Origin of the sequence: Streptomyces sp. NBC_00104 (assembly GCF_045160825.1) — a bacterium.
Lineage (GTDB): Bacteria > Actinomycetota > Actinomycetes > Streptomycetales > Streptomycetaceae > Streptomyces.
Genome location: NZ_CP108215.1, coordinates 5,985,920 through 6,009,084, shown reverse-complemented (window position 1 = coordinate 6,009,084; position 23,165 = coordinate 5,985,920). Strand labels below are relative to the sequence as shown.

General features: G+C 72.2%; 24 protein-coding genes. 20 read left to right on the top strand and 4 right to left on the bottom strand.

Features of this window, described 5'->3' with window-relative positions:
• The first annotated feature begins 51 nt into the window (after window positions 1–51).
• From OG272_RS26450 to OG272_RS26430, 5 genes are all read left to right on the top strand, one after another.
• Window positions 52–255 (top strand): cold-shock protein, encoded by a 204-nt coding sequence (locus tag OG272_RS26450; RefSeq protein ID WP_189725621.1) that lies wholly within the window; start codon window positions 52–54, stop codon window positions 253–255.
• Between the two features lie 242 nt (window positions 256–497).
• Window positions 498–2,051, top strand: a complete 1,554-nt coding sequence (locus OG272_RS26445) for a DEAD/DEAH box helicase (RefSeq protein WP_326580115.1) — start codon at window positions 498–500, stop codon at window positions 2,049–2,051.
• 136 nt (window positions 2,052–2,187) lie between these two features.
• Window positions 2,188–2,490, top strand: a complete 303-nt coding sequence (locus tag OG272_RS26440) for a hypothetical protein (RefSeq protein ID WP_327728603.1) — start codon at window positions 2,188–2,190, stop codon at window positions 2,488–2,490.
• A gap of 49 nt (window positions 2,491–2,539) precedes the next feature.
• On the top strand, window positions 2,540–2,851 hold the full coding sequence (locus OG272_RS26435) for an SCO5918 family protein (protein WP_326580119.1): 312 nt from the start codon (window positions 2,540–2,542) through the stop codon (window positions 2,849–2,851).
• A 573-nt stretch (window positions 2,852–3,424) separates the two neighbouring features.
• Window positions 3,425–3,778 carry a helix-turn-helix domain-containing protein gene (locus OG272_RS26430; protein ID WP_326580121.1) on the top strand — a complete coding sequence of 118 codons (354 nt, stop codon included), beginning with the start codon at window positions 3,425–3,427 and terminating at the stop codon, window positions 3,776–3,778.
• Window positions 3,779–3,881: 103 nt separating this feature from the next.
• Here OG272_RS26430 and OG272_RS26425 read toward each other — a convergent pair whose 3' ends face one another.
• Entirely contained in the window at window positions 3,882–4,598 is a 717-nt protein-coding gene (locus tag OG272_RS26425) for a polysaccharide deacetylase family protein (protein WP_327728604.1), read from the bottom strand.
• A 710-nt stretch (window positions 4,599–5,308) separates the two neighbouring features.
• Between OG272_RS26425 and OG272_RS26420 the strand changes: the two genes are divergently transcribed.
• Complete coding sequence (locus OG272_RS26420; RefSeq protein ID WP_327728605.1) at window positions 5,309–5,497, top strand: hypothetical protein; 189 nt, start codon at window positions 5,309–5,311, stop codon at window positions 5,495–5,497.
• Between the two features lie 180 nt (window positions 5,498–5,677).
• Here the strand turns inward: OG272_RS26420 and OG272_RS26415 are convergent, their stop codons facing one another.
• Entirely contained in the window at window positions 5,678–7,192 is a 1,515-nt protein-coding gene (locus tag OG272_RS26415; protein ID WP_405895040.1) for an SDR family oxidoreductase, read from the bottom strand.
• 239 nt (window positions 7,193–7,431) lie between these two features.
• Between OG272_RS26415 and OG272_RS26410 the strand changes: the two genes are divergently transcribed.
• Genes OG272_RS26410 through OG272_RS26400 form a run of 3 tightly spaced genes read left to right on the top strand, consistent with a single transcriptional unit; the run spans window position 7,432 to window position 10,628 of the window.
• A complete protein-coding gene (locus OG272_RS26410; RefSeq protein WP_405895039.1) occupies window positions 7,432–8,550 on the top strand; it encodes a sugar ABC transporter substrate-binding protein in 1,119 nt (372 codons plus the stop codon).
• A 48-nt stretch (window positions 8,551–8,598) separates the two neighbouring features.
• Window positions 8,599–9,375, top strand: a complete 777-nt coding sequence (locus OG272_RS26405; RefSeq protein WP_326580130.1) for an ATP-binding cassette domain-containing protein — start codon at window positions 8,599–8,601, stop codon at window positions 9,373–9,375.
• Window positions 9,366–10,628: a sugar ABC transporter permease gene (locus OG272_RS26400; RefSeq protein WP_405895037.1), complete on the top strand. Its 1,263-nt coding sequence runs from the start codon at window positions 9,366–9,368 to the stop codon at window positions 10,626–10,628. The genes OG272_RS26405 and OG272_RS26400 overlap by 10 nt, the downstream gene beginning before the upstream one ends.
• Window positions 10,629–10,937: 309 nt before the next feature.
• Here OG272_RS26400 and OG272_RS26395 read toward each other — a convergent pair whose 3' ends face one another.
• On the bottom strand, window positions 10,938–11,546 hold the full coding sequence (locus OG272_RS26395) for a TetR/AcrR family transcriptional regulator (protein ID WP_328223664.1): 609 nt from the start codon (window positions 11,544–11,546) through the stop codon (window positions 10,938–10,940).
• A gap of 235 nt (window positions 11,547–11,781) precedes the next feature.
• Between OG272_RS26395 and OG272_RS26390 the strand changes: the two genes are divergently transcribed.
• Entirely contained in the window at window positions 11,782–12,819 is a 1,038-nt protein-coding gene (locus OG272_RS26390) for a patatin-like phospholipase family protein (protein ID WP_405895036.1), read from the top strand.
• 1 nt (window position 12,820) lies between these two features.
• A complete protein-coding gene (locus tag OG272_RS26385; RefSeq protein WP_328223662.1) occupies window positions 12,821–14,362 on the top strand; it encodes an NAD(P)/FAD-dependent oxidoreductase in 1,542 nt (513 codons plus the stop codon).
• On the opposite strand, the gene OG272_RS26380 is transcribed toward OG272_RS26385, so the two are convergent.
• Complete coding sequence (locus tag OG272_RS26380) at window positions 14,335–14,748, bottom strand: hypothetical protein (protein ID WP_328223661.1); 414 nt, start codon at window positions 14,746–14,748, stop codon at window positions 14,335–14,337. The two genes, OG272_RS26385 and OG272_RS26380, sit on opposite strands and share 28 nt — an antisense overlap.
• 187 nt (window positions 14,749–14,935) lie before the next feature.
• On the opposite strand from OG272_RS26380, the gene OG272_RS26375 reads away from it, so the two are divergent.
• The 9 genes from OG272_RS26375 to OG272_RS26335 all read left to right on the top strand — a co-directional run bounded on the left by OG272_RS26375 (window position 14,936) and on the right by OG272_RS26335 (window position 23,114).
• Window positions 14,936–16,639 (top strand): FAD-dependent oxidoreductase, encoded by a 1,704-nt coding sequence (locus OG272_RS26375; RefSeq protein ID WP_405895034.1) that lies wholly within the window; start codon window positions 14,936–14,938, stop codon window positions 16,637–16,639.
• A gap of 295 nt (window positions 16,640–16,934) precedes the next feature.
• Window positions 16,935–17,501, top strand: a complete 567-nt coding sequence (locus OG272_RS26370) for a hypothetical protein (RefSeq protein WP_327728614.1) — start codon at window positions 16,935–16,937, stop codon at window positions 17,499–17,501.
• A gap of 254 nt (window positions 17,502–17,755) precedes the next feature.
• Window positions 17,756–18,910: a SchA/CurD-like domain-containing protein gene (locus tag OG272_RS26365; RefSeq protein ID WP_326580142.1), complete on the top strand. Its 1,155-nt coding sequence runs from the start codon at window positions 17,756–17,758 to the stop codon at window positions 18,908–18,910.
• A 114-nt stretch (window positions 18,911–19,024) separates the two neighbouring features.
• On the top strand, window positions 19,025–19,486 hold the full coding sequence (locus OG272_RS26360; protein ID WP_328506611.1) for a cupin domain-containing protein: 462 nt from the start codon (window positions 19,025–19,027) through the stop codon (window positions 19,484–19,486).
• Window positions 19,483–20,751 carry a beta-ketoacyl-[acyl-carrier-protein] synthase family protein gene (locus tag OG272_RS26355; protein WP_328506612.1) on the top strand — a complete coding sequence of 423 codons (1,269 nt, stop codon included), beginning with the start codon at window positions 19,483–19,485 and terminating at the stop codon, window positions 20,749–20,751. Before OG272_RS26360 ends, OG272_RS26355 begins: the two co-directional genes overlap by 4 nt.
• Window positions 20,748–21,998 carry a beta-ketoacyl synthase N-terminal-like domain-containing protein gene (locus OG272_RS26350; RefSeq protein ID WP_327728617.1) on the top strand — a complete coding sequence of 417 codons (1,251 nt, stop codon included), beginning with the start codon at window positions 20,748–20,750 and terminating at the stop codon, window positions 21,996–21,998. The genes OG272_RS26355 and OG272_RS26350 overlap by 4 nt, the downstream gene beginning before the upstream one ends.
• 24 nt (window positions 21,999–22,022) lie before the next feature.
• The gene (locus OG272_RS26345) at window positions 22,023–22,280 is read left to right on the top strand and encodes an acyl carrier protein (protein WP_326580150.1); all 258 of its coding nucleotides are present in this window, start codon (window positions 22,023–22,025) and stop codon (window positions 22,278–22,280) included.
• 1 nt (window position 22,281) lies between these two features.
• Complete coding sequence (locus tag OG272_RS26340) at window positions 22,282–22,761, top strand: SRPBCC family protein (RefSeq protein WP_326580152.1); 480 nt, start codon at window positions 22,282–22,284, stop codon at window positions 22,759–22,761.
• A 20-nt stretch (window positions 22,762–22,781) separates the two neighbouring features.
• On the top strand, window positions 22,782–23,114 hold the full coding sequence (locus OG272_RS26335) for a TcmI family type II polyketide cyclase (protein ID WP_326580154.1): 333 nt from the start codon (window positions 22,782–22,784) through the stop codon (window positions 23,112–23,114).
• Window positions 23,115–23,165 lie beyond the last annotated feature (51 nt).

The window sequence follows — 23,165 nt, the reverse complement described above, 5'->3', positions numbered from 1 at the left end:
CGGAATCCGCACAGGGCGAATTCCGGAAATCGTCTCCGAAGGAGAAATGACATGGCTACTGGCACCGTGAAGTGGTTCAACGCGGAAAAGGGCTTCGGCTTCATCGAGCAGGACGGCGGCGGCGCCGACGTCTTCGCCCACTACTCGAACATCGCCACCCAGGGCTTCCGCGAGCTGCAGGAAGGCCAGAAGGTGTCCTTCGACATCGCTCAGGGCCAGAAGGGCCCGACGGCCGAGAACATCGTTCCCGCCTGACACCGCAGCAACGCATACATCGCAGCTGGGGCCCGCACCTAGGGGTGCGGGCCCCGGCTCGCTGCTTTTCAGGGCGCACGACGGGACAGCCCCACCAGCACACGCACGGTGACGCATTCCCCGTCGATCCGAATCGGCGCCCATCTTCATCCGGCTCGTTCTCGCGATTCTCTGCGCCGTTCATTTCAGCTGCGGACATTCCTTGCTACGTGCCCACGTGCTCACATCGAGGAAGGTTCCGCTTGAACCGCGCACGCACCCCCCGCTCCACCCGCTCCAACCGCCCCACCGGTGGCTCCACCCGCTCCGGCGGTGGCTACGACCGTTCCGGCGGTGGCTACGACCGCTCCCGGGGCTCCGCCCCCCAGCGCTCGTCGGCTCCGCGGCGTTCCAAGGGCTACGACCGCCGCCCGACCGCGCCCCAGGGCGAGTTCGCGCTGCCGGTGACGACCACGCCCGCGCTGCCCGCCGTCGAGTCGTTCGCCGACCTCGCCCTGCCGGCCCCGCTGCTGGCCGCGCTCGGCCAGCAGGGCGTGACCACGCCGTTCCCCATTCAGGGCGCCACCCTGCCGAACTCCCTCGCCGGACGTGACGTGCTCGGCCGCGGCCGTACCGGGTCGGGCAAGACCCTCGCCTTCGGCCTCGCGACGCTGGCCCGTACGGTCGGCCGGCGCGCGGAACCGCGACAGCCGCTCGCCCTGGTCCTCGTCCCCACCCGCGAGCTCGCCCAGCAGGTGACCGACGCCCTCACCCCGTACGCCCGCTCCGTGCGGCTGCGGCTGGCCACCGTGGTCGGCGGCATGTCCCTCGGCAGGCAGGCCGGGGCGCTGCGCACCGGGGCCGAGATCGTCGTCGCGACGCCCGGGCGGCTCAAGGACCTCATCGACCGCGGCGACTGCCGACTGGACCAGGTCGACATCACCGTCCTGGACGAGGCCGACCAGATGGCCGACATGGGCTTCATGCCCCAGGTCACCGCCCTGCTCGACCAGGTGCGCCCCGACGGGCAGCGGATGCTCTTCTCGGCCACCCTGGACCGCAACGTCGACCTGCTCGTCCGCCGCTACCTGACCGACCCGGTGGTCCACTCCGTCGACCCGTCGGCGGGTGCGGTCACCACGATGGAGCACCACGTGCTCCACGTGCACGAAGCGGACAAGCACCGGACGACCACCGAGATCGCGGCGCGGGACGGCCGGGTGATCATGTTCCTGGACACCAAGCACGCCGTGGACCGGCTGACCCAGCACCTGCTGAACAGCGGCGTCCGCGCCGCGGCTCTGCACGGCGGCAAGTCCCAGCCGCAGCGCACCCGAACCCTCGCGCAGTTCAAGACCGGCCATGTGACGGTCCTGGTGGCGACCAACGTCGCCGCCCGTGGCATCCACGTCGACAACCTCGACCTGGTCGTCAACGTGGACCCGCCGGCCGACCACAAGGACTACCTGCACCGCGGCGGCCGTACCGCCCGTGCCGGCGAGTCCGGCAGCGTCGTGACCCTCGTGACACCCGGCCAGCGCCGCGGCATGAGCCGGCTGATGGCCTCGGCCGGCATCGCGCCGCAGATCACCTCCGTGCGGTCCGGTGAGGAAGAGCTGACCCGCATCACCGGCGCCCAGGCCCCTTCCGGTGTCCCGGTCGTCGTCACGGCGCCCCCCGCGGCACCCGCCCGCCGCTCCGCGGCCTCCTCGTCCCGGGGCCGCCGCGGCAACCCCTCCCAGGGGCGCACCACCGGACAGGCGCAGGCGGGGCGGCGGCGCAGCGCGCGACGGCCCGCCTTCGACACCGCGGCCTAGAGGCGTCGCCCAGGCTGCCCGGGCAGCCTGGGCATCGCCCAGGCGTCGTCTGGGCGCCGCAAGAAGCTCACCCATCTCCGAGGAGGCAGATTTGACACCGGTTCGGCCACTGCGACACCAGGCGGACCTCTCCCACATGACCGTGGTCGACGACATGGACGCGTCCGGCCTCCGGGTCCGGGACGACATGACCATCGAGGTCGCCCTGGCCGTCATGGCCGGTGCCCGTGTCGAGTACCTCCTCCTGTGCGACGGCGACGACCAGCGCACGGGCTCGATCACCCGGGCCGAACTCGGCGTTCACCGCACCAGTTCCGCGTACACGGACCGGCTGCGTCTCCGGGACGTCCTCGACGGCTCCTTCACCCCGCCCGTCCCCCGGCCCGTCGCGGCCGGGGGGCGCCTCCGGGCCCCGGGCGTCCTCGCCCTCTCCCGCTGATCCCTCTCCGCCCGGATCAGCCCGTTCTCCTTCTCCCTGTGGGGGCATCATGCGCTGTGTCATCGCCCGGTACCCGTTCGACCTGACCAAGGACGGAGTGCTGGCCCTGATGAAGGGCGTCACGCCCGGACTGATCACGGGTGAGTCCGTGACCATCGGCCGCCGCCGCTATCCCGTCAAGCAGGTGGGGCAGGTCATCACCCGACAGGACAGCCGCGACTTCACCAGCGGCGAAGTCGTCCGGGCCATGACCCGCCTCGGCTTCACCTGTCACGACCACCTCAGGGCCGCGCCCGCGCCTGCGGCCACCGCGCTCCAGACCGCGTCGGCACTGCTCGGCGGCGCCGCTCTGGACGCGTAGACGTAGAGAGATCAGGCGCTCAGCCGCCATCAAGATCCCGGAAGGGCCCTGCCGACGCGCGTCGGCAGGGCCCTTCCGTCGTGTGCCCGTCCCTTCAGGACCACCGACCGTGACGGGTTCCGCCACCCGTTGTCGCAGGTCACAGGCTATCTGGTCCCCCAGAGGGCTGAAATCTGTTCTCGCCACAGTAGACATTGGGCGGCAGCGCGGTTAGTCTTCTTCTCGTCGAAACGAGTCGAGCGAAACCCGGCAGACACGAACTGGCGGGGTTGCAGTACACGAAACACACAGGTCAGTACGGCTCTGGAGCCGTTGGTTCAGAGAAGGACGGAGGAGCAGACGCCATCAGGATCGCCCGGCCCGAATGCGCTCGGCCCGGGTACCGCAAGACCCCGGATTGGAAGGTGGTCCCCGGTCAGGCAGCCGCGATCCCCGCACCCCCCTTCTGAAGGGCTGGTAGCGGAAGCAGAAGGTCGGCAGAGCACGAGAGCCGACAGATGGTGTTGAATTTCCTTCGGGGCCCTGGTGCCGTACGGCGCCAGGGCCCCTCGACGCGTTGTACTACGAGGTGACATGACAGCAGATAACCCCCTCGGTAATCGTCTGGACGACGACGACTACCCCGCATACACGATGGGGCGGGCCGCCGAGATGCTCGGCACCACCCCGGCCTTCCTCAGAGCCCTCGGCGAGGCCCGGCTGATCACTCCGCTGCGCTCGGAGGGCGGACACCGCCGGTACTCCCGCTACCAGCTGCGGGTCGCGGCGCGCGCCCGCGAACTCGTCGACAAGGGCACCCCCATCGAGGCCGCCTGCCGCATCGTCATCCTCGAGGACCAGCTCGAGGAAGCCCAGCGGATCAACGCCGAGTACCGCCGCCGTGCCGGACACGAAGCGCCCGGCAGTTCCGTCGCCGGTTCCAGCTGATCATGTGGCGCGGGCCGGCCCGCGACCCCGGCGAGCCGTGCACACGGGCTGACGCGACCGGGGGTTCAGGCGGCCTGCCGCGTAAGGACTGCCATCGCGCCGGTCACGGCCGGTAGGCGCCGCGGTTGTGGTACGTGACCTTTCCGGTGGGCAGCTTGGCCGGGGCGAAGAGCTGGTCGACGGTCACGAAATGGAAGCCGCGTGCCGTGAGGGCCTTGATGATGCCCGGCACGGCGTCGACCGTCGTCCGGTGGATGTCGTGCAGGAGGACGATGTCCCCGGGCCTGGTCTCCGCGTTGACGTACTTGATGATCCGGGCGGAATCGCGGTACTTCCAGTCGAGGGTGTCGACGCTCCAGTGCACCAGCGGTCGCCCGGCGGCCGAGCGAACCGTCGCGTTGTGGGCGCCGTAGGGGGCGCGGACGGTGGTGGGCTTCTTGCCGGTCGCCTGCTTGATCGCCGTGTCCGTGCGGGCGAGCTGCGACTTGATCTTCGCGGCGCTGAGCTTGGTCAGATTGGCGTGGTCCCAGCTGTGGTTGCCTATCTGGTGGCCGGCGAGCGCCGCGGCACGCACCGTCGACGGGTTCCTCTGGACGTTCGTGCCGACGGCGTAGAAAGTCGCTCTGACCTTGTGGTCGTTCAGGATGCGCAGCAGCCGCTGGGTGTCGGCGACCGGCCCGTCGTCGAAGGTGAGGGCGACGCACTTCACCTTGCGACAGTCGACGGCCTGAGGTGCGGCGGAGGCGGACGTGGCGGTGCCGGCGAGCGTGGTGCCGCACAGGGCGGCCGTGATGACGGAGATGACGAGGCGTCGGTGCATCGGATCCTCCAGGCGCGGTGAACTGCCTTTGCCGGCAGCGGACTTGCCTGTAAGACGCACTCGACACGGGCTTGGATGTACGTACGATCCGGATATGTGCGTTCCATATATGTGCGCTCCGTATAGGCGGTTCGGTATACGGAGTCGGGGGTGCGGCCTCGTGACCACGGCGGAGCGCAAACGTGCAGGGCACAGCGGAGCGCATACGTGCGGGGCACAGCGGAGCGCATACGTACCGGGCACACAGGGGCGGTGGAAGTCAGACCTGCCGCGAGCGCTTCACCGGCTGGCGCGGACCGCTGAGCATGACGGACCATCACGCCGTTCGCGGTCACGCGTTTCGAGGGATACCACGGGCGGCGGAACGGCATCGCGCGGCTGATCGACGGGTCGGCCGGACCGTGCACCAGGGGCGGCTGTTCTCCGAGGGGGCCGCCTGTCGGCCGGACTGGCGCGGACGGTCCGGACCGGGGCCCGCCGCCCCGGCGGCCCTCAGGTGTCGGCGTGGGAGGACGGCGACCAACTCGCCTGGCTCGACGCGGTCCTGGCGGACGGCGGGGCCGCCCGGCGTGAGGCGTCCGAGCGTTACGGCGGCGGGCACCGGCCGATCGAGGCCGCTGTCGTGCCCGCGGTCCTCGACCACGCCCGCTCCGTCGGACCGCCCATCGACGTCGCGGTGTTCGGCCCGGCGGCCCGGCGGCCGTGCGGGCATGCGGGCATGCGGCGGCCCCGTCCACGTCACCGGCCGGACCGTCGGCGGTCGCGTGTTCGCGGCGGGCGCGGGCGGCTCCGTGGGGATCGGCCTCGCGGGTGTACGGACCTGCCACCTCGCCCGCTCCACGGCCGCCGCCCACGGCCCGGCCTCGGCACCCGAACGAGAACTCGAACTCGACGACTAGCAGGGGCGCTGCGTCGCGGTCATCACCCGGTTGCGCGTCGTCGGGGAACACGCGCACGCGGCGTGGGAGCACCTCACGGTGTCACTGCCGGACGCGGGGCCCGGCCGTTCGTCCGTTCGTTCGTTCGTTCGTTCGCCAGTCCACTCGCTCGTTCATCCGTTCGTACCGGTTCGCGCCCGGTCAGTGGGGCGTACGGGTCGGTTCGGGGGCGGTCGATTCCGCCGCGGTGGCGATGTTGCGGGCCATGCCGCCGAAGACCGCGGCGTGGAAGGGGGCCACGCTCCACCAGTAGGCGTGTCCGGCCAGGCCGTGCGGATGGAACAGGGCCCGCTGCCGGTAGACCGTGCGTCCCTGTGGATCCCGGTCGACGGTCATCTCCAGCCAGGCCAGGCCGGGCAGCCGCATCTCCGCGCGCAGCCGGAGCAGCCGGCCCGGCTCGATCTCCTCCACCCGCCAGAAGTCCAGGCTGTCGCCGACCCGCAGCCGGGTGGCGTCCCGGCGGCCCCGGCGCAGACCGACACCGCCCACCAGCATGTCCAGCCAGCCCCGCAGGGACCAGGCCAGCGGCGCGGAGTACCAGCCGTTCTCGCCGCCGATCGCCTCCACCACCCGCCACAGCGCCTCCGGCGACGCCGCCACCGTGCGCTCGCGGTGATCCGTGTAGAGGCTGCCGCCCGCCCAGTCCGGGTCGGTCGGCAGCGGGTCGCTGGGGGCGCGGGGAGCCGAGGCCGAGGACCACCTGGTGGCCACGTCCGCGTCCTGTACGCGCCGCAGGGCCAGCCGGATCGCCCGGTCGAGGGTGACCGGGCCCTCCGGCGGGTCCGGCACGTAACGGACGATGTCCCGCTCCGCGCAGACCACCTCGTGTTTCAGTGACTCGACCAGCGGGCGCGCGAGGGCGCCCGGCACCGGGGTGACCAGACCGACCCAGAGGCTGGACAACCGGGGGGTGAGCAGCGGAACGGGGACGATGGCACGCTTCCGCAGCCCGGCGACGACGGCGTACCGCCGCATCATCTCCTCGTACGTGACGACATCCGGTCCGCCGATGTCGAAGGTCCGGTTCACGTCGTCCGGCAGCCGCGCGCACCCCACGAGGAGGCGGAGCACGTCGCGGACGGCGATGGGCTGGATGCGGGTGCGCACCCAGCTCGGCGTCACCATGGCGGGGAGCCGCTCGGTCAGATGGCGCAGCATCTCGAACGAGGCCGAACCCGACCCGATGATCACGGCTGCCCGCAGCACGGCGGTCGGCACACCCGAGGCCAGGAGGATGCGGCCCACTTCGGCGCGGGACCGCAGATGGGGGGAGAGCTCGTCCTCGGGTACGCCGGCAGGGGTCAGCCCGCCGAGGTAGACGATCCTCCGGATTCCGGCGGCACGCGCCTGCTCGCCGAAGATCCTCGCGGCGCGCCGGTCGGTCTCCTCGAAACCCCGCCCGGTGCCCAGCGCGTGTACGAGGTAGTACGCGATGTCGACGCCCTCCATGGCCGCGCGCACGGACTCCGCGTCCGTCACGTCCCCGCGCACGACCTCCACCTGCCCGGCCCACGGATGGTCCCGCAGCTTCCCGGGCGAACGGGCCAGACAGCGCACCGAGAACCCGGCGCCCACCAACTCCGGCACCAGCCTGCCCCCCAGGTAGCCGGTGGCACCGGTGACCAGGCAGCGCGGGGGGTGGTCGGCGGCGGTCATGCCGGTCGCCCGCGCACCGGTCGCGTGCGCCTCGTCCGACGACGACCGGCGGACCGGACCGCGGAAAACATCATGGCTGCCCTCCGAAGGGCTCTGTCACCGCTCCCCCGAGCCCATGCTCAGGGCCGGAACCGAGCACCGCAACCTCGGAGACGACCGGCCACCGGCCGCTTGGCTACGCTGGACGAGAGTCGTCCATAGCGGGATAAGATCGGTCAAATTTCCCTAAGGAACCGAAAATGGGTCTCGGCGTGGGCCTTCGGGCCGTGAAGCGTAGGTCTCTCGGTCGGGCGGGGGCGGCGGTCGTGGTGGCCGTCGGTCTGGTCCTGACCGGAGCGTGTGGTGGTGGCGGGGACGGCGGGAGCGGGGGTGACAGCCTCACCGTCGGCGTGCTGCTCCCGGGTGGCGGAGCCTCTCGCTTCGGGCAGTTCGACAGACCCCTGATCGAGAAGAAGCTGAAGGAGTTCTGCCCGGACTGTCCGGCGGCGACCGTCGCCGCCACGTCCGAACCGGCGGTCCAGCGGCAGCAGCTCGACGCCATGATCACCAAAGGCGTGGACGTCCTGATCGTCGCCGCCGTCGACGCCAAGGCGCTGCGCTCGTCGGTCGAGGCCGCGGACCGGGCCGGCATCCCGGTCGTCGCCTATGACCGGCTCGCCGAGGGACCCATCTCCGGTTACGTCACCTTCGACGGGGAGACCGTCGGCAAGCTCCAGGCCGAGGCCCTGCTGAAGGCCATGGGCACGAAGGCGGACGGCGGCCAGATCGTCATGATGAACGGCGCCACGACCGACCCCAACGCCGGCTGGTACAAGCGCGGGGCGCTCTCCGTCCTGGAGGGCAAGGTGAAGATCGGCAAGTCCTACGACACGGTCGGCTGGCGGCCGGAGAACGGCTACGTCAACATGGCCGGCGCCATCGCCGCCCTGGGCGCGAACAACATCGACGGCGTGCTGGCCGCCAACGACAGCCTCGCCGGCGCCGTCGTCTCCGCCCTCAACGCCAGCGCGGTGCGGCCACTGCCCCCGGTCACCGGACAGGACGCCGACCTCGCGGCCGTGCAGCGCATCGTCCAGGGCAGCCAGTACATGACCATCTACAAGCCGTTCAAGCCCGCGGCCGACGCCGCCGCGGAGATGGCGGTCGCCCTGGGACGCGACGAGCCGATCGACTCCATCGCCACCGGCACCGTCGACAGCCCCACCACGAAGGACGTTCCGGCGGTCCTGCTCCCGTCGATCTCGGTGACGGCCGACAACATCGAGGACACTCTGGTCAAGGACGGTATGTACACGATCGACCAGATCTGCACCCCGAAGCTCCGGCCCGCCTGCGACAAGGCCGGACTCAGCCCATGAGGCTCATGAGCTTCATCAGCACCCTGAGCCCCATCAGGAGGTGGCCCGGTGGTTCAGCCCTTGCTGGCGTTGCGCGGCGTCTCCAAACGCTTCGCCGCCGTCCAGGCCCTGGTGGACGTCGAACTGGAGATCAGGGCCGGGGAGGTGGTCGCCCTGGTGGGCGACAACGCCGCCGGGAAGTCCACCCTGGTCAAGGTGATCTCCGGGGTGGGCCCCGCCGACCGGGGCGTCATCGAGTGGGAGGGCGCCGCCGTCCAGATCCGGCGCCCCCAGGACGCCCAGCTCCTCGGGATCGCCGCCGTCTACCAGGACCTCGCGATGTGCGGCAACCTCGACGTCGTCGGCAACCTCTTCCTCGGCCGGGAGATCCACCGGTACGGCATCCTCGACGAGGTGGAGATGGAGCGCCGCACCCGTGAGCTGCTGCGCACCCTGTCCATCCGCATCCCCGACGTACGGGTGCCGCTCGCCACCCTCTCCGGCGGACAGCGCCAGGTCGTCGCGATCACCCGCTCGTTCGTCAGCGCGCCCCGGCTGCTCCTGCTCGACGAGCCCACCGCCTCCCTCGGCCTCGAACAGACCAACCAGCTCCTCGACCTCATCGAGGAGCTGCGCGACCGGGGCACCGGGGTGCTCCTCATCAGCCACAACATGGGGGACATCAAGGCCGTGGCCGACCGGATCGCCGTTCTGCGCCTGGGCCGCAACAACGGCCTCTTCGACGTGAGCACCACCTCGCAGGAACAGATCATCTCCTCCATCACCGGCGCGGTGGACAACGCCGCCAACCACCGCCCGACCGACCCGGAGGAGACATGGCCGTGAGGTGGGGGCGGTGGCGGAAGGCGAAGGAGACGGGGAGCCCGCGGGAAGGCGGGCACCCATGGCACGACGAGCGCCTCAGGGCGTACGCGCAGGCCGCGCGCCGCAGACTGCACGAAGGTGAGCTGGGCCCGGCCCCGGCCCTGCTCGCCCTCGCCGTGACCTGGATCGTCTTCCAGAGCCTCAACGAGAACTTCCTCTCGCCGCGCAACCTGTCCGTCCTCAGCGTGGAGATCGTCGGGACCGGCATGGTCGCCGTCGGCGTCGTCTTCGTGCTGCTGATCGGCGAGATCGACCTGTCGGTGGGCTCGCTGGCCGGCCTCTCCGGCGCCATGTTCGCGGCACTGAACGTCAACCACGGCATGCCGGAAGGGCTCGCCGTGTTCATCGCGGTGCTCTGCGGCGCGGCGGCCGGGGCGGCCCACGGGTTCATCTTCACCAAGATCGGCGTACCCGCCTTCGTCGTCACCCTCTCGGGCCTGCTGGCCTGGAACGGCCTGATGCTCTATCTGCTGGGGCCGGAGAGCTCCATCAGCTTCAGCGACGACGGGCTCGTCGCCGAGCTGACCAGCCGCTACTTCAGCGCCCCCCTCCTCACCTACGGCCTGGCCGCGCTCGGGCCGGCCGCGTACCTCCTCCTGTGCCGGCGCGACCGCAGGCGTCGCGCCGCCGCCGGGATGCCGTACCGGGCGAGGGGCGAGATCTGGGTGCGTACGGCACTCCTCGCGGTGGTCGCGGTCGCCACGGTCTATGTGCTGGACCGGTTCGAGGGCCTGCCGCTGGCGCTGCTGATCTTCCTCGGGGTCATCGTCGCCTCCGACCTCCTGCTGCGCCGCACGGTGGCCGGCCGGCAGGTCCTGGCGCTGGGCAGCGGTGCGGAGGCGGCCCGGCGGTCCGGTGTCGACGTGGCGCGCGTACGGATCTCGGTGTTCCTGGTGTCCGGGACCCTGGCCGCGGTGGGCGGTCTGTTCGTCGCGTCGCGGCTCACCTCGGCGACCCAGGTCCCGGGCTCCGGCATGCTGCTGATCAACGCCATCGCCGCCGCCGTCATCGGGGGCACCAGCCTGTTCGGCGGCCGTGGCTCGGCCTGGTCCGCGCTGCTGGGGGTGCTCATCATCCAGTCGATCGCCTCGGGCATGGCGCTGCTGGGGGTCCAGCCCGCCGTCCAGTTCATGATCACCGGTGGGGTGCTGCTCGTCGCGGTGGTCTTCGACTCGCTGGCGCGCCGCGCGGCGGAGTCGCGCGGACGGGCCTGACGCGCGCGGACGGAGCTGACCCGCGCGGACGGGCCTGACCCGCACGGACGGGCCTGACCCGCACGGACGGGCCTGACCCGCACGGACGGGCCTGACCCGCACGGACGGGCCTGACCCGCACGGACGGGCCTGACCCGCACGGACGGGCCTGACCCGCACGGACGGGCCTGACCCGCACGGACGGGCCTGACCCGCACGGACGGGCCTGACCCGCACGGACGGGCCTGACCCGCACGGACGGGCCTGACCCGCACGGACGGGCCTGACCCGGGTGTCAGGCGCCTGAGGCGTGACCTTGGCGTCGCGGGGTCACACCGGGGTCCCCGCGTCACTCATCCGCAGGACGAGCCGCAGGGTCTCGGTCAGGACGGCGGTGGGCACGGTCGGGTCGGCGACGCGCTGGACGCCGAGGCCGATCCCCAGGCTGAGCAGCGTCATCGCGGCCCGGTCTGCGGGCATGGCCGGGGCAACGCCCAGCTCCCGGGCCAGCGCGTCGAGCAGCTGGGCCAGGACCTCGCGGATCGCGGCCACACGAACCGTGATCTCGCTCCGCAGCTCGTCGTCGTGACGCGCGCTGGTGAGGAACTCGACCTCCAGCGTGGTCCACGCCTCGTCGCCGATGTGCGCCTCGGCCCACGCGGCGAAGGCCGCCAGGCGGTCGTCGATCCCGGCCTCGCCCATGACGGCGTCCGTGAGCAGCGTCAGCTGTTCGGCCCGGATGTCGTCGAGAGCGGCGAGGCACAGATGGCCCTTGCCGCGGAAGTTGGAGTAGACGGCGCCCTTGGAGAAGCCGGCCGTCTCCGCGACGTCGCTGAGCGAGGTGGCGGCGTACCCGTGGGAGAGGAACAGCTGCCGCGCGGTGGCGACGAGCCGCTCGCGCGTGCGCTCCTGACTCTCGACGCGGCTGAGGCGGGCCATGTCTCGCTCCCTCTCCCGTTCGCGGTCGCAGTTCTCGGGGGTTCCCGGAGTTCCCTGAGTTCCCTGAGTTCTCGAGGGTTCCGGGCGTTCTCGGGGTTCCGGGCGTTCTCGGGGTCCTCGGGGTCCTCGGATCTTATCTCCGGCAGGCCCTGTCCAAGGATTTCGGATACCGCTAGTATCCGGATCTCTTCGGTATCCGGATCTCGCCGGTACCCCGAATGGGCGGAGACCCCCAGTGACCGCGACGGGCACGCGAACGGCCCCTTCCCGAAGGCCCCCTTCCCGAGGACTCGTCCTGGGCTGCGGCGGAACGCTCGGCGCGGCCTGGACGATCGGCGCCCTGCACTCGCTCCAGCGGGCCACGGGATGGGACCCGCGCGAGGCCGAGGTCCTGGTGGGCACCTCCGCCGGAGCGGAGGTGGCGGCGATGCTCGGTGCCGGCCTCGGCGTGGCGGAGCTGCTGGCCGCGCAGCTGGGGCAACGGGACGCCCGTCCGGAACTCCTCCGGCACTTCGCCTCCCCGCCCCGGCCGCTTCCGCCCCGGCCCGCGGCCTTCCCCGGATCACCCCGGCTGGCGCGCCACGCGCTGGGCCGTACCGCTCCCGCCCTGGCCGGGCTGTCCGGCCTGTTGCCCCAAGGCCGCGGCGACGCGCGCCGGCTGGCGACCCTCGCGGACGCTCTGACGCCTCCCGGACAGTGGGTCCGGCATCCCGCGACCTGGCTGGTGGCCACGGACTTCGACACGGGCCGCCGTACGGTCTTCGGACACCCCGACACCCGGCCGGCCGCCCTGCGGGACGCGCTCCGGGCGTCCTGGGCGGTGCCGGGCTGGTTCCCGCCCGTACGCGTCGGGGGCCGGCGTTACGCCGACGGCGGCATCCTCTCCACCGCGTCCGCCGACCTCCTGATCCCGAGCGGACTCGACGAGGTGTACGTCATCGCGCCGATGAGCTCCCGCTCCCCCGGACCGCGCCGAGGACTCGGCCGCGCGGAGGCGCTGCTGCGCCGCGTCATGACCCGCACGCTCGACGCGGAGTGCGCCGCGCTGCGGGCGGCGGGCACCCGGGTCGTCCGGATCGAGCCCGCCGCCGCCGACCTGGAGGTGCTGGGCGGCAACTTCATGGACCCCCGGCGTCGCCTGACGGTCCTGGAGACCTCCCTGCGCACCACACGCGCCCTCGTCCGCGAGGCCGTGGACACCCCCGACACCACCGACGCCACCGACGCCACCGACACCCCCGACGCCACCGCCGACGCCCGGTCAGGAGCCTGAGATGCCGCCCCTCGAAAGCGCCGACAGTCCCGAAAGCCGCCCCGAGAGCCCCGAGAGCCCGACCGGGACCGTCACCCGCGAGACCCACCACGTCGAGGCGCTGATCATCGGCAGCGGTCTCTCCGGGATCGGGGCGGCCGTCAAGCTGCGCGAGGCGGGGGTGCGCGACCTGGTCCTCGTCGAGAAGGCGGACGACCTGGGCGGCACCTGGCGGGACAACACCTACCCGGGCTGCGCCTGCGACGTGCCCTCCGCCCTGTACTCCTACTCGTTCGCACCCAACCCGGAGTGGACGCGGGCCTTCGCCGGCCAGCCGGAGATCCGCGCCTACCTCCGCGACACGGCGACCGCGTACGGCATCACCCCGCTCATCCGCTTCGGCACCGAGGTCACCCGGGCGCGGTGGCACCCCGCCGACGCCCGCTGGCACGTCGAGACCAGCCGCGACCACTACACGGCCCGGTTCCTGATCTCGGCGGCCGGCCCCTGGCACGAACCGCTGCTGCCCGACATACCGGGCCTCGCCGACTTCCCCGGCGAGATCTTCCACTCCTCGCGCTGGCGCCACGACCACGACCTCACCGGCGCCCGCGTGGCCGTCGTCGGCAGCGGCGCCTCGGCCGTGCAGTTCGTGCCGGCGATACAGCCCCGCGTCGGCCGGCTGCACCTGTTCCAGCGCACCGCCCAGTGGGTGCTGCCCAAGCCGGACCACCCGGTGCCGCGTGCCGAACGGTGGCTGCTGCGGAACGTCCCCGGTGCTCAACGGGCGCTGCGGAAAACGGAGTACGCGGCGCTGGAGGCCCTCGGCGTGGGCTTCCGCCACCCGGCTCTCCTGCGGGCGGTGCAGAAGGTGGGCACCCTCCATCTCCGAGCCACCATCAAGAACCCCCACCTGAGGCGGGCGCTGACCCCCGACTACACCCTGGGCTGCAAGCGGCTCCTGCTCTCCAACACCTACTATCCCGCCCTGACCAGGTCCAACGTCACCGTGCACGCCACGGCGGTGAAGGCCGTCGAGGGCGGTCGGGTCATCGGCGCCGACGGCAGCGGCGCGGACGTCGACACGATCATCCTGGGCACCGGCTTCCACATCCTCGACATGCCCATCGCCCAACGCGTGTTCGACGCCGACGGCACCAGCCTCGACGGCCACTGGAAGGGCAGCCCGGACGCCTATCTCGGCACCACCGTCAGCGGCTTCCCCAACGCGTTCGTCCTCCTCGGGCCGCACCTGGGCACCGGGCACTCCTCCGCGTACGCGGTCCTCGAAGCGCAACTGGAGTATGTGGCAGGGGCGGTGCGGCACGTCCGCTCGGCCGGCTGGGCCGGCATGGACGTACGGCCCGAGGTGCAGGCCGCCTTCCGCGCCGAGGTCCAGCAGGCGCTGCCGTCCACGGTCTACAACGCGGGCGGCTGCTCCAGCTACTACCTCGACGACAACGGCCTCAACAGCTTCAGCTGGCCCTGGTCGACGGGCCGGATGCGCCGGCGGCTGGCGCGGTTCGACCCCGAGGCCTACGCCGTGACGGGTGCCGCCGGCTGAGGCCGCCGCCCGATGGACGCGATCAGGAAGGAGAGGCCCGTGGTCACGGCGGCCGTCCCCAGCATGACCAGCGTGACACCGACGCCGTAGAGGCCGCTGGCGTCGTCCGACCAGTCGTAGAAGGAGGCGACGGTCAGGCCGGCCGTGGTGCCGACGACGGCGCCCGTGATGTGCCGCCGGGACGCCGCCCAGTACACCGACGGCAGCAGGGTCAGCACCAGGCCGATCACCTGCCACGCCTCGTACGGGCCGGTCGACGAACCGTCAGGATGCACGTCGCGGTGCTGGTCCCAGCCCAGCCAGACGGCCCACAGGGTCAGTGATGCCACGGCCGTCACCAGCGTCGACAGCGGCTGAGGAAGGGATTTCAGGAGTCCTGGTCGCATGCCCCCCAGCCTCTCGGCACGCCCCTTCGCCGACCAGAGCGCGTGTACTCACTTCCACCCGAGTACCTGAGCGAATCAGGGCCCCTAAGCGGGTGAAGCCCGGTCCCGGGTTCGTGGCGCGGGGCATGGATGAAGCCCCCGGCCCTATGCGGCCGAGTCGGCGGACACGACGCGCTGGAGTTGAGCGATGCAAGCGATGAAACAGAGCCCTGATCGGACCGATCCCACCGGCAACCCGGCCCACCACGTTCCGGTCCTCATCGTCGGCGGGTCCCTCGTGGGCCTGTCGACCTCGGTGTTCCTGGGCCGGCTGGGGGTGCGGCACACACTCGTGGAGCGGCACTCCGGCACCTCCATCCATCCGCGCGGCCGGGGCAACAACGTCCGCACGATGGAGCTGTTCCGGGCGGCCGGCGTCGAGGGCGGCATCCGGCAGGCCGCCGCCACGCTGGCGGACAACCACGGCATCCTGCAGACGCCCACCCTGGTCGGCGACGCGGGCGAGTGGCTCTTCAAGGAGATCGACGCGGGCGGCGGACTGGCCCGGTTCAGCCCCAGTTCGTGGTGCCTGTGCAGCCAGAACGACCTGGAGCCGGTGCTGTTCGAGCACGCCGAACGACTCGGCGGCGATCTGCGGTACGGCACCGAACTGCTGTCGTTCGACAGCGACGCCTCCGGCGTCACCGCGATCGTCAAGAGCCGGGAGACCGGCGAGCACACCACCCTCCGCGCGGACTACCTCGTCGCCGCCGACGGCCCCCGCAGCCCCGTCCGCGAACAGCTCGGCATCAGCCAGAGCGGCCCCGGCGACCTGTTCCACAACGTCAGCGTCACCTTCCGCTCCCGAGGCCTCGCCGAGGTCGTGGGCGACCGCCGCTTCATCGTCTGCTACCTGACGAACCCGGACGCCGACGGGGCGCTGCTGCCCGTGGACAACCGGGAGAACTGGGTCTTCCACGCCCCGTGGCACCCCGAACACGGCGAAACCCTGGAGGAGTTCACCGAGGAGCGGTGCGCCGAGCACATCCGCCGCGCGACCGGGGTCGCCGACCTCGACGTCCGGATCACCGGCAAGGCCCCCTGGCACGCCGCCCAGCGGGTCGCCCGCAGCTACCGGTCGGGACGCGTCTTCCTGGCCGGCGACTCGGCCCACGAGATGTCCCCCACCGGGGCCTTCGGCTCCAACACCGGTATCCAGGACGCGCACAACCTCGCCTGGAAGCTGGCGGCGGTGCTCGGCGGCTGGGCCGGCGCGGGCCTGCTGGACACGTACGACGCCGAGCGCCGCCCGGTGGCGGAGGCGACCAGCGCCCGCGCCGCCGCCCGGTCGGTGGAGCACAGCCACCCCGGGTTCGCCCCGGCTCCGGGCGTCGGCGGTGGCGGCGGCCCGCAGCGCGGCATCCTCAACGTGGCCCTCGGCTACCGCTATCCGCAGGGCGCCGTCCTCGGCACCGACCCCGCGACCCCGGTCGTCCCGGAACGCCTCGACCTGTCCGGCGAACCCGGCAGCAGGGCGCCCCACATGGCGGTACGGCACCGGGGCGAACGCATCTCCACGCTGGACCTCTACGAACGCTCGCTCGTCCTGCTCAGCGACGCCGACGCCGATGCCGAGGCCGACGCCGAGGGGCCGGGCGGCTGGCACGAGGCCGCCCTGCGCCTGGCCGAGGCGATGTCCGTCCCCCTGGTCCCGTACCGGTTCGGCAGGGCATCCGCTGCCGAACTGACCCCCGAGGGCGACGCGGACTGGGCGGCCGCCCACGGGACGACGCCCGGTGGCGCCGTACTCGTCCGGCCCGACGGGTTCGTGGCCTGGCGGTCGCCCGGGCCGGTCCCGGACGCCGAGTCCGCCCTGCGCGACGTCCTGACCACACTGCTGACGACGGCCTGATCCCCGCAGCCCACACAGCCGGCCGGCCCCCGCACACTCCGGGGGCCGGCCGGCTGCTTCGTGCGCCCAGGCGTCCCGCCGAGAACGTGAACCCGCTTGCCGGGAAGGCCTGTTGAGGAGCGCCCACGGTGGCCGGGCGGATCGGCCGCCGACCACCGGAAGGCGCGGCGGTCACCCGAGTGAACGCCTTGAGTGGTGGCGGAAGGGCGACTGGCTGACGGTGGATCACGTCGGGGGCGGGTCACCACAGCTGACGAAGCGCCAGCTGCCCGCCCGTCGACGGAAGGATCGTCAGATGCGCTCTGCTCGCATGCTCATGGCCACGGCGGCGGCTTCGGCCGTCCTCGCGCTCGGCGCGCCCGGCGCGTACGCGGCCGGGGACGACTGGGACCACACGGACTCCTCCTACGGCAAGGAGCACGACAAGGGGAAGGACGAGAAGAAGGAGTACGGCTCGGAGCACGGCAAGAAGGAGTACGGCTCGGAGCACGGCGAGAAGGGTCACGACGCGCCGCGCGGTGGCGTGCACGCCGGTGGCGGCGCCCTGTCCTCGGTGACCGAGGACAGCTGGAGCGGCAAGCAGGACGGCGGCTACCCGACCGGGCAGCCGGACGCGACCTCCGGCACCGCCGGGCAGAGCAAGGGCTCCGGCACCGCGAAGCAGGACGGCGGCTCCTGGAGCGGGAAGCAGGACAAGGAGTCCTGGGGCGGCGGCCACGAGAAGCCCAGCGGCGGGGTGCACACCGGTGGCGGTGGCCTGGCCTCGCCCGCGGTGACCGCCGGCGGGCTGGCCGTCCTGGCCGTCGCCGCGACCGGCCTGTACGCGGCGCGCCGCAAGAAGACGGCCGGAAGCGTGGCCTGACCCGTGCCGGGCGCGATAGCCGCCGTGACCGGCCGTGCCGCGTGACGGCCCGGCCGGTCACCCGCCTGATGCACCGGTCACCCACGTGATGCAACGGTCACCCGCCTGGTGCACCGGTCACCCGCGTAGTGCATACGAGTCGCGCGCCCGAGGGGCCGGGCTCAGGATCGAGGCACGCCGACGTCACGCCGACGTCGCGCCGATCCGGCCGACGTCCGTCCGTCTTCGCCCCCCACCGAGGAGATGTGCGCAGGATGACCACCACGTCCGAACGTGTATCGAAGACCCCGAAGCGACAGGTGTCGCAGCGTGTCTCCCAGTCCGTCTTCGACGGCTCCCGGCTCCGTGTCGTCCTGCTGGTGGACGTCTACGACGGTGCCCAGCAGCAGTTCCTGGAGGCGTACGAGCAGCTGTGCAACCAGGTCGCGTCCGTTCCCGGGCATGTCAGCGACCAGCTGTGCCAGTCCATCGAGAACCCCTCCCAGTGGCTCATCACCAGCGAGTGGGAGAGCGCCCCGCCCTTCCTCACCTGGGTGAACAGCGAGGAACACGTGCAGATGGTGAGGCCCCTGCACGACTGTGTGCGGGACACCCGCTCGCTCCGCTTCCACATCGTCCGCGAGACCGGCGGCCCGGCGCAGGACGCCGCGCCCGGCAAGCGCCGGCTGCAGACCTCGCCCCGGATCGGTGACGGCCTGATCCGGCACGCGCTCACCTTCACGGTCAAGCCGGGCAGCGAGGAGAAGGTCGCGAAGATCCTCGCCGACTACGCCGCACCGGAGCCGAGGGTCGACGACACCACCCGGCTGTGCCGCACCTCCCTGTTCATGCACGGCAACCGGGTGGTCCGGGCCGTCGAGGTACGGGGCGACCTGCTCGCCGCGCTGCGGCACGTCGCCCGGCAGCCCGAGGTACGGGCCGTGGAGGAGGCCCTCAACCCCTATCTGGAGCAGGACCGGGACCTCGACGACCCCGACTCGGCCCGGGTCTTCTTCACCCGTGCGGCGCTGCCCGCCGTCCATCATGTGACGGCAGGCCAGGAGAGCCCGGACGCCGTACGGCACGCGCTGTACTACCCGGCCCGCGAGGGCTGCGGTCTGCGGCTGGCCGAGCTGCTCGCCCGGCAGGACGAGGCGGCGGCGGACGACCCGCAGGGCCCGGTGCTGCGCAGCACGATCTTCCAGCGCGACGACATCGTGGTGCGACTGGTCGACGTACGCGGCGGGCTCGACGCCGACCCCGGCCCCGTGCTCGGTCTCACCGACCGCGCCCGGGCGGCCGAACTGACGGCGCTCCTCGACGGCACCGCCCTCGGCATGGACGGCTCGCCGAAGGACAGCGCCCCCGCCCGCCTGCTCACGGTCGCCCGCATGGACCTCGTCACCGACCGCCGGGCGCCCGACGCCTGACCCCCCGGCAGCCGGGCCGTACCGGTCCCGCCCCATGCCGGCCCCGCCCCATGCCGGCCCCGCCCCATGCCGATGCAGCACCTGTCCGATGCAGCTCATGTTCGGAGGAACGTCGTGATCAAACGCCATCCCGGAATCGTGGATGTCAGCGAGGTCGAGCCCAACACCCGGCGCGGCGGCGATCTGCGCGCCATGCTCACCCCCACCACAGTCGGCTCCACCAGCGGTTTCATGGGCGTGGCCATCGTGGCGCCCGGCGACCGCATCGCCGAGCACTACCACCCGTACTCCGAGGAGTTCATCTACGTCATCTGCGGGCAGCTGGAGGTGGACCTGGACGGCGAGCCCCACGAGCTGCGGCCGGAACAGGGGCTCCTGATCCCCGCCCACATGCGGCACCGCTTCCGCAACGTGGGCAACGTGGAGGCCCGTATGGTCTTCCACCTCGGTCCGCTGGCCCCGAGCCCGCCGCTCGGCCACGTCGACACGGAGGACGCGAACGGCGTACCGATCCCGGTGGAGGTGGCCCACAAGAGTGCGGGACGGGCGGCCGAACGAGCCCAGGTCCGCTCATGACCAGGCGCGTGGCGGTCACCGGCATAGGCATCGTCGCCCCGGGCGGCATCGGGGTCCCGGCGTTCTGGGACCTGCTGGCAGGCGGCCGTACGGCGACGCGCGGCATCACCTTCTTCGACCCGTCCGGGCTGCGTTCGCGGATCGCCGCCGAGTGCGACTTCGACCCGGCGGCCCACGGACTGGACGCGGAGCAGACCGCCCGCTGCGACCGGTACATCCAGTTCGCCCTGGTCGCGGGCGAGGAGGCGGTACGCGACTCCGGGCTCGACCTCGCCACGGAGAACCCGTGGCGGGTCGGGGTCTCCCTGGGCACCGCGGTCGGCGGCACCACCCGACTGGAGCACGACTACGTCCTGGTCAGCCATCGCGGGCAGCGCTGGGACGTGGATCACCGGGAGGCCGGGGCGCATCTGCACCGGGCGTTCGCGCCCAGCACCCTCGCCTCGACGGTCGCGGAACGCTTCGAGGCCCGCGGGCCGGTGCAGACCGTCTCCACCGGCTGCACCTCGGGTCTCGACGCCGTCGGGTACGCCTTCCACACGATCGAGGAGGGCCGGGCCGACATCTGCATAACCGGTGCCTCGGACTCGCCGATCTCCCCGATCACCATGGCCTGCTTCGACGCGATCAAGGCCACCTCCCCCAACAACGACGACCCGGCCCACGCCTCCCGCCCCTTCGACGCCGACCGCAACGGGTTCGTCATGGGCGAGGGCGGCGCCGTACTCGTCCTGGAGGAGCTGGAACACGCCCGGGCCCGGGGCGCGCACGTGTACTGCGAGATCGGCGGCTACGCCACCTTCGGCAACGCCTACCACATGACCGGTCTGACCACCGAGGGCCTGGAGATGGCCCGGGCCATCGAGGACGCCCTCGACCACGCCCGGCTCGACCGTACGGCCGTCGACTACGTCAACGCGCACGGGTCGGGCACCAAGCAGAACGACCGGCACGAGACGGCCGCCGTCAAACGGACGCTCCGCGCGCACGCCTACGACACCCCCATGAGCTCCATCAAGTCCATGGTGGGCCACTCCCTGGGCGCGATCGGCGCGATCGAGGTCGTCGCCTGTGCGCTGGCCCTGACCCACCAGGTCGTCCCGCCCACCGCGAACTACGAGACCCCGGACCCCGAGTGCGACCTGGACTACGTCCCGCGCGTCGCCCGCGAGCGGCGGCTGACCCATGTGCTCTCCGTGGGCAGCGGGTTCGGCGGGTTCCAGTCCGCGGTGGTCCTGAGCCTGCCGAGGGAGAAGACACGATGAGCGAACGGCGTCCTCGGCGCGCGGCCGTCACCGGAATCGGCGTGGTCGCGCCCAACGGAACCAGCACCGCGACGTTCTGGAAGTCCACCAGGGAAGGCATCAGCGTCCTGGACCGGGTCACCCGCGAAGGGTGCGAGCACCTGCCGCTGCGGGTGGCGGGCGAGGTCCGCGACTTCGACCCGCCGTCGGCGGTCGAGGAGCGCTACCTCGTCCAGACCGACCGGTTCACGCACTTCGCGATGGCCGCCGCCGACCAGGCGCTCGACGACGCCCGCCTGCACCGGCCCGAGACCGACGCCGCGCCGTTCTCCGTGGGCGTGGTCACCGCGGCCGGCTCCGGCGGCGGCGAGTTCGGGCAGCGGGAGCTGCAGCAGCTGTGGTCCAAGGGCAGCCGCTTCGTCGGGCCGTACCAGTCGATCGCCTGGTTCTACGCCGCGAGCACCGGCCAGATCTCCATCCGGCGCGGCTTCAAGGGCCCCTGCGGGGTGATCGCCTCCGACGAGGCGGGCGGCCTGGACGCCCTGGCGCACGCGGCGCGGGCCGTGCGGCGCGGCACCGACGTGATGGTGGCCGGCGCGACCGAGGCGCCGCTCGCCCCCTACTCGGTGGTCTGCCAGCTCGGCTACGAGGAGCTGAGCGCCGTCGACGACCCGGACCGCGCCTACCGCCCGTTCACCGCGGCGGCCTGCGGATTCGTGCCCGCCGAGGGCGGCGCCATGCTGGTCGTGGAGGCCGAGGGCACGGCCCGGGAACGGGGCGCGCCCGTACGGGCCCTGCTGGCGGGCCACGGGGCGACGTTCACCGGCGCCTCCCGCTGGGAGGAGTCCCGGGCGGGACTCGCCGAGGCGATCCGGGTCGCCCTGGACGAGGCCGGCTGCGCCCCCGAGGAGATCGACGTGGTCTTCGCCGACGCCCTCGGCGTACCGGCGGCGGACCGTGCCGAGGCGCTGGCGATCGCGGACGCCCTCGGCGCGCACGGCACCCGCGTCCCCGTCACCGCGCCGAAGACGGCCATCGGCCGGGGCAACGGCGCGGCGGCCGTGCTGGACGTCGCGGCGGCGGTGCTCTCGATGGAGCACGGCGTGATCCCGCCGACCCCCAACGTCTTCGACGTCTGTCACGACCTCGACCTCGTCACCACCCGCGCCCGCGCCGTCGAATCGCGCACGGCGCTGGTCCTCAGCCGAGGACTCATGGGGTCGAACTCGGCGCTGGTGCTCCGGCTCGGCACCGGCGACGCCCCGTAGCACCACCAACAAGGGAGAAATCGCATGAGTGACCGCATCACCGTGGAAGAGCTGTCCGAGCTCATGAAGAAGGCCGCCGGAGTCACCGTCGGCCCGGAGGAACTCCGGCAGCGGTACGAGTCCGGCTTCGACGCCCTCGGTATCGACTCGCTCGGTCTGCTCGGCATCGTGGGCGAGCTGGAGAACCGGTACGGGACGCCGATGCCGCCGGACGCGGAGAAGAGCAAGAGTCCCCGGGAGTTCCTCGAACAGGTCAACAGCGCGCTTCTGGCGGGTGCCTGACATGGCCGGGCACACGCGGAACGAGATCGTCATCGGCGCGCCGGTCGACCTGGTCTGGGACATGACCAACGACGTCGCGAACTGGCCCCGGCTGTTCAGCGAGTACGCCACCGCCGAGATCCTCTCCCAGGAGGGGAACAAGGTGACGTTCCGGCTGACCATGCACCCCGACGAGAACGGCAAGGTGTGGAGCTGGGTCTCGGAACGGGAGACGGACCGCGACGCGCTCCGCGTGCGGGCCCGTCGCGTCGAGACCGGACCCTTCGCCCACATGAACATCGTGTGGGAGTACGAGAAGGTCCAGGGCGGCACCCGGATGGTGTGGACGCAGGACTTCGCGATGAAGCCGGACGCGCCGGTCGACGACGACTGGATGACGAACAACATCAACCGGAACTCCAAGGTCCAGATGGCCTTGATCCGGGACCGCATCGAGAAGGCCGCCGCCGAACGCGGTGCCGCGCCGGGCCTGACCGACTGAGCCGGACGGAGAACACCCCCATGCACCAGACCCTGATCGTCGCCCGGATGGCCCCGGGTGCCGCCCCCGACATCGCCAAGATCTTCGAGGAGTCCGACCGGGGGGAGCTGCCGCACCTCATCGGGGTCTCCCGGCGCAGCCTCTTCCAGTTCGACGATGTGTACCTGCACCTCATCGAGTCCGAGCGCGACCCCGGCCCCGCCATCGCCAAGGCGGCCGGGCACCCGGAGTTCCGGGACATCAGCGACCGGCTGACCGCCCATGTCAGCGCGTACGACCCGGCGACCTGGCGTTCCCCGAAGGACGCGATGGCGCGGCGCTTCTACCTCTGGGAGCGCGACCCGGCCGGCTGACCCGCCGGCCGAACACCGCACACCGAACACCGGCCGCCGGGCCCGCGATGG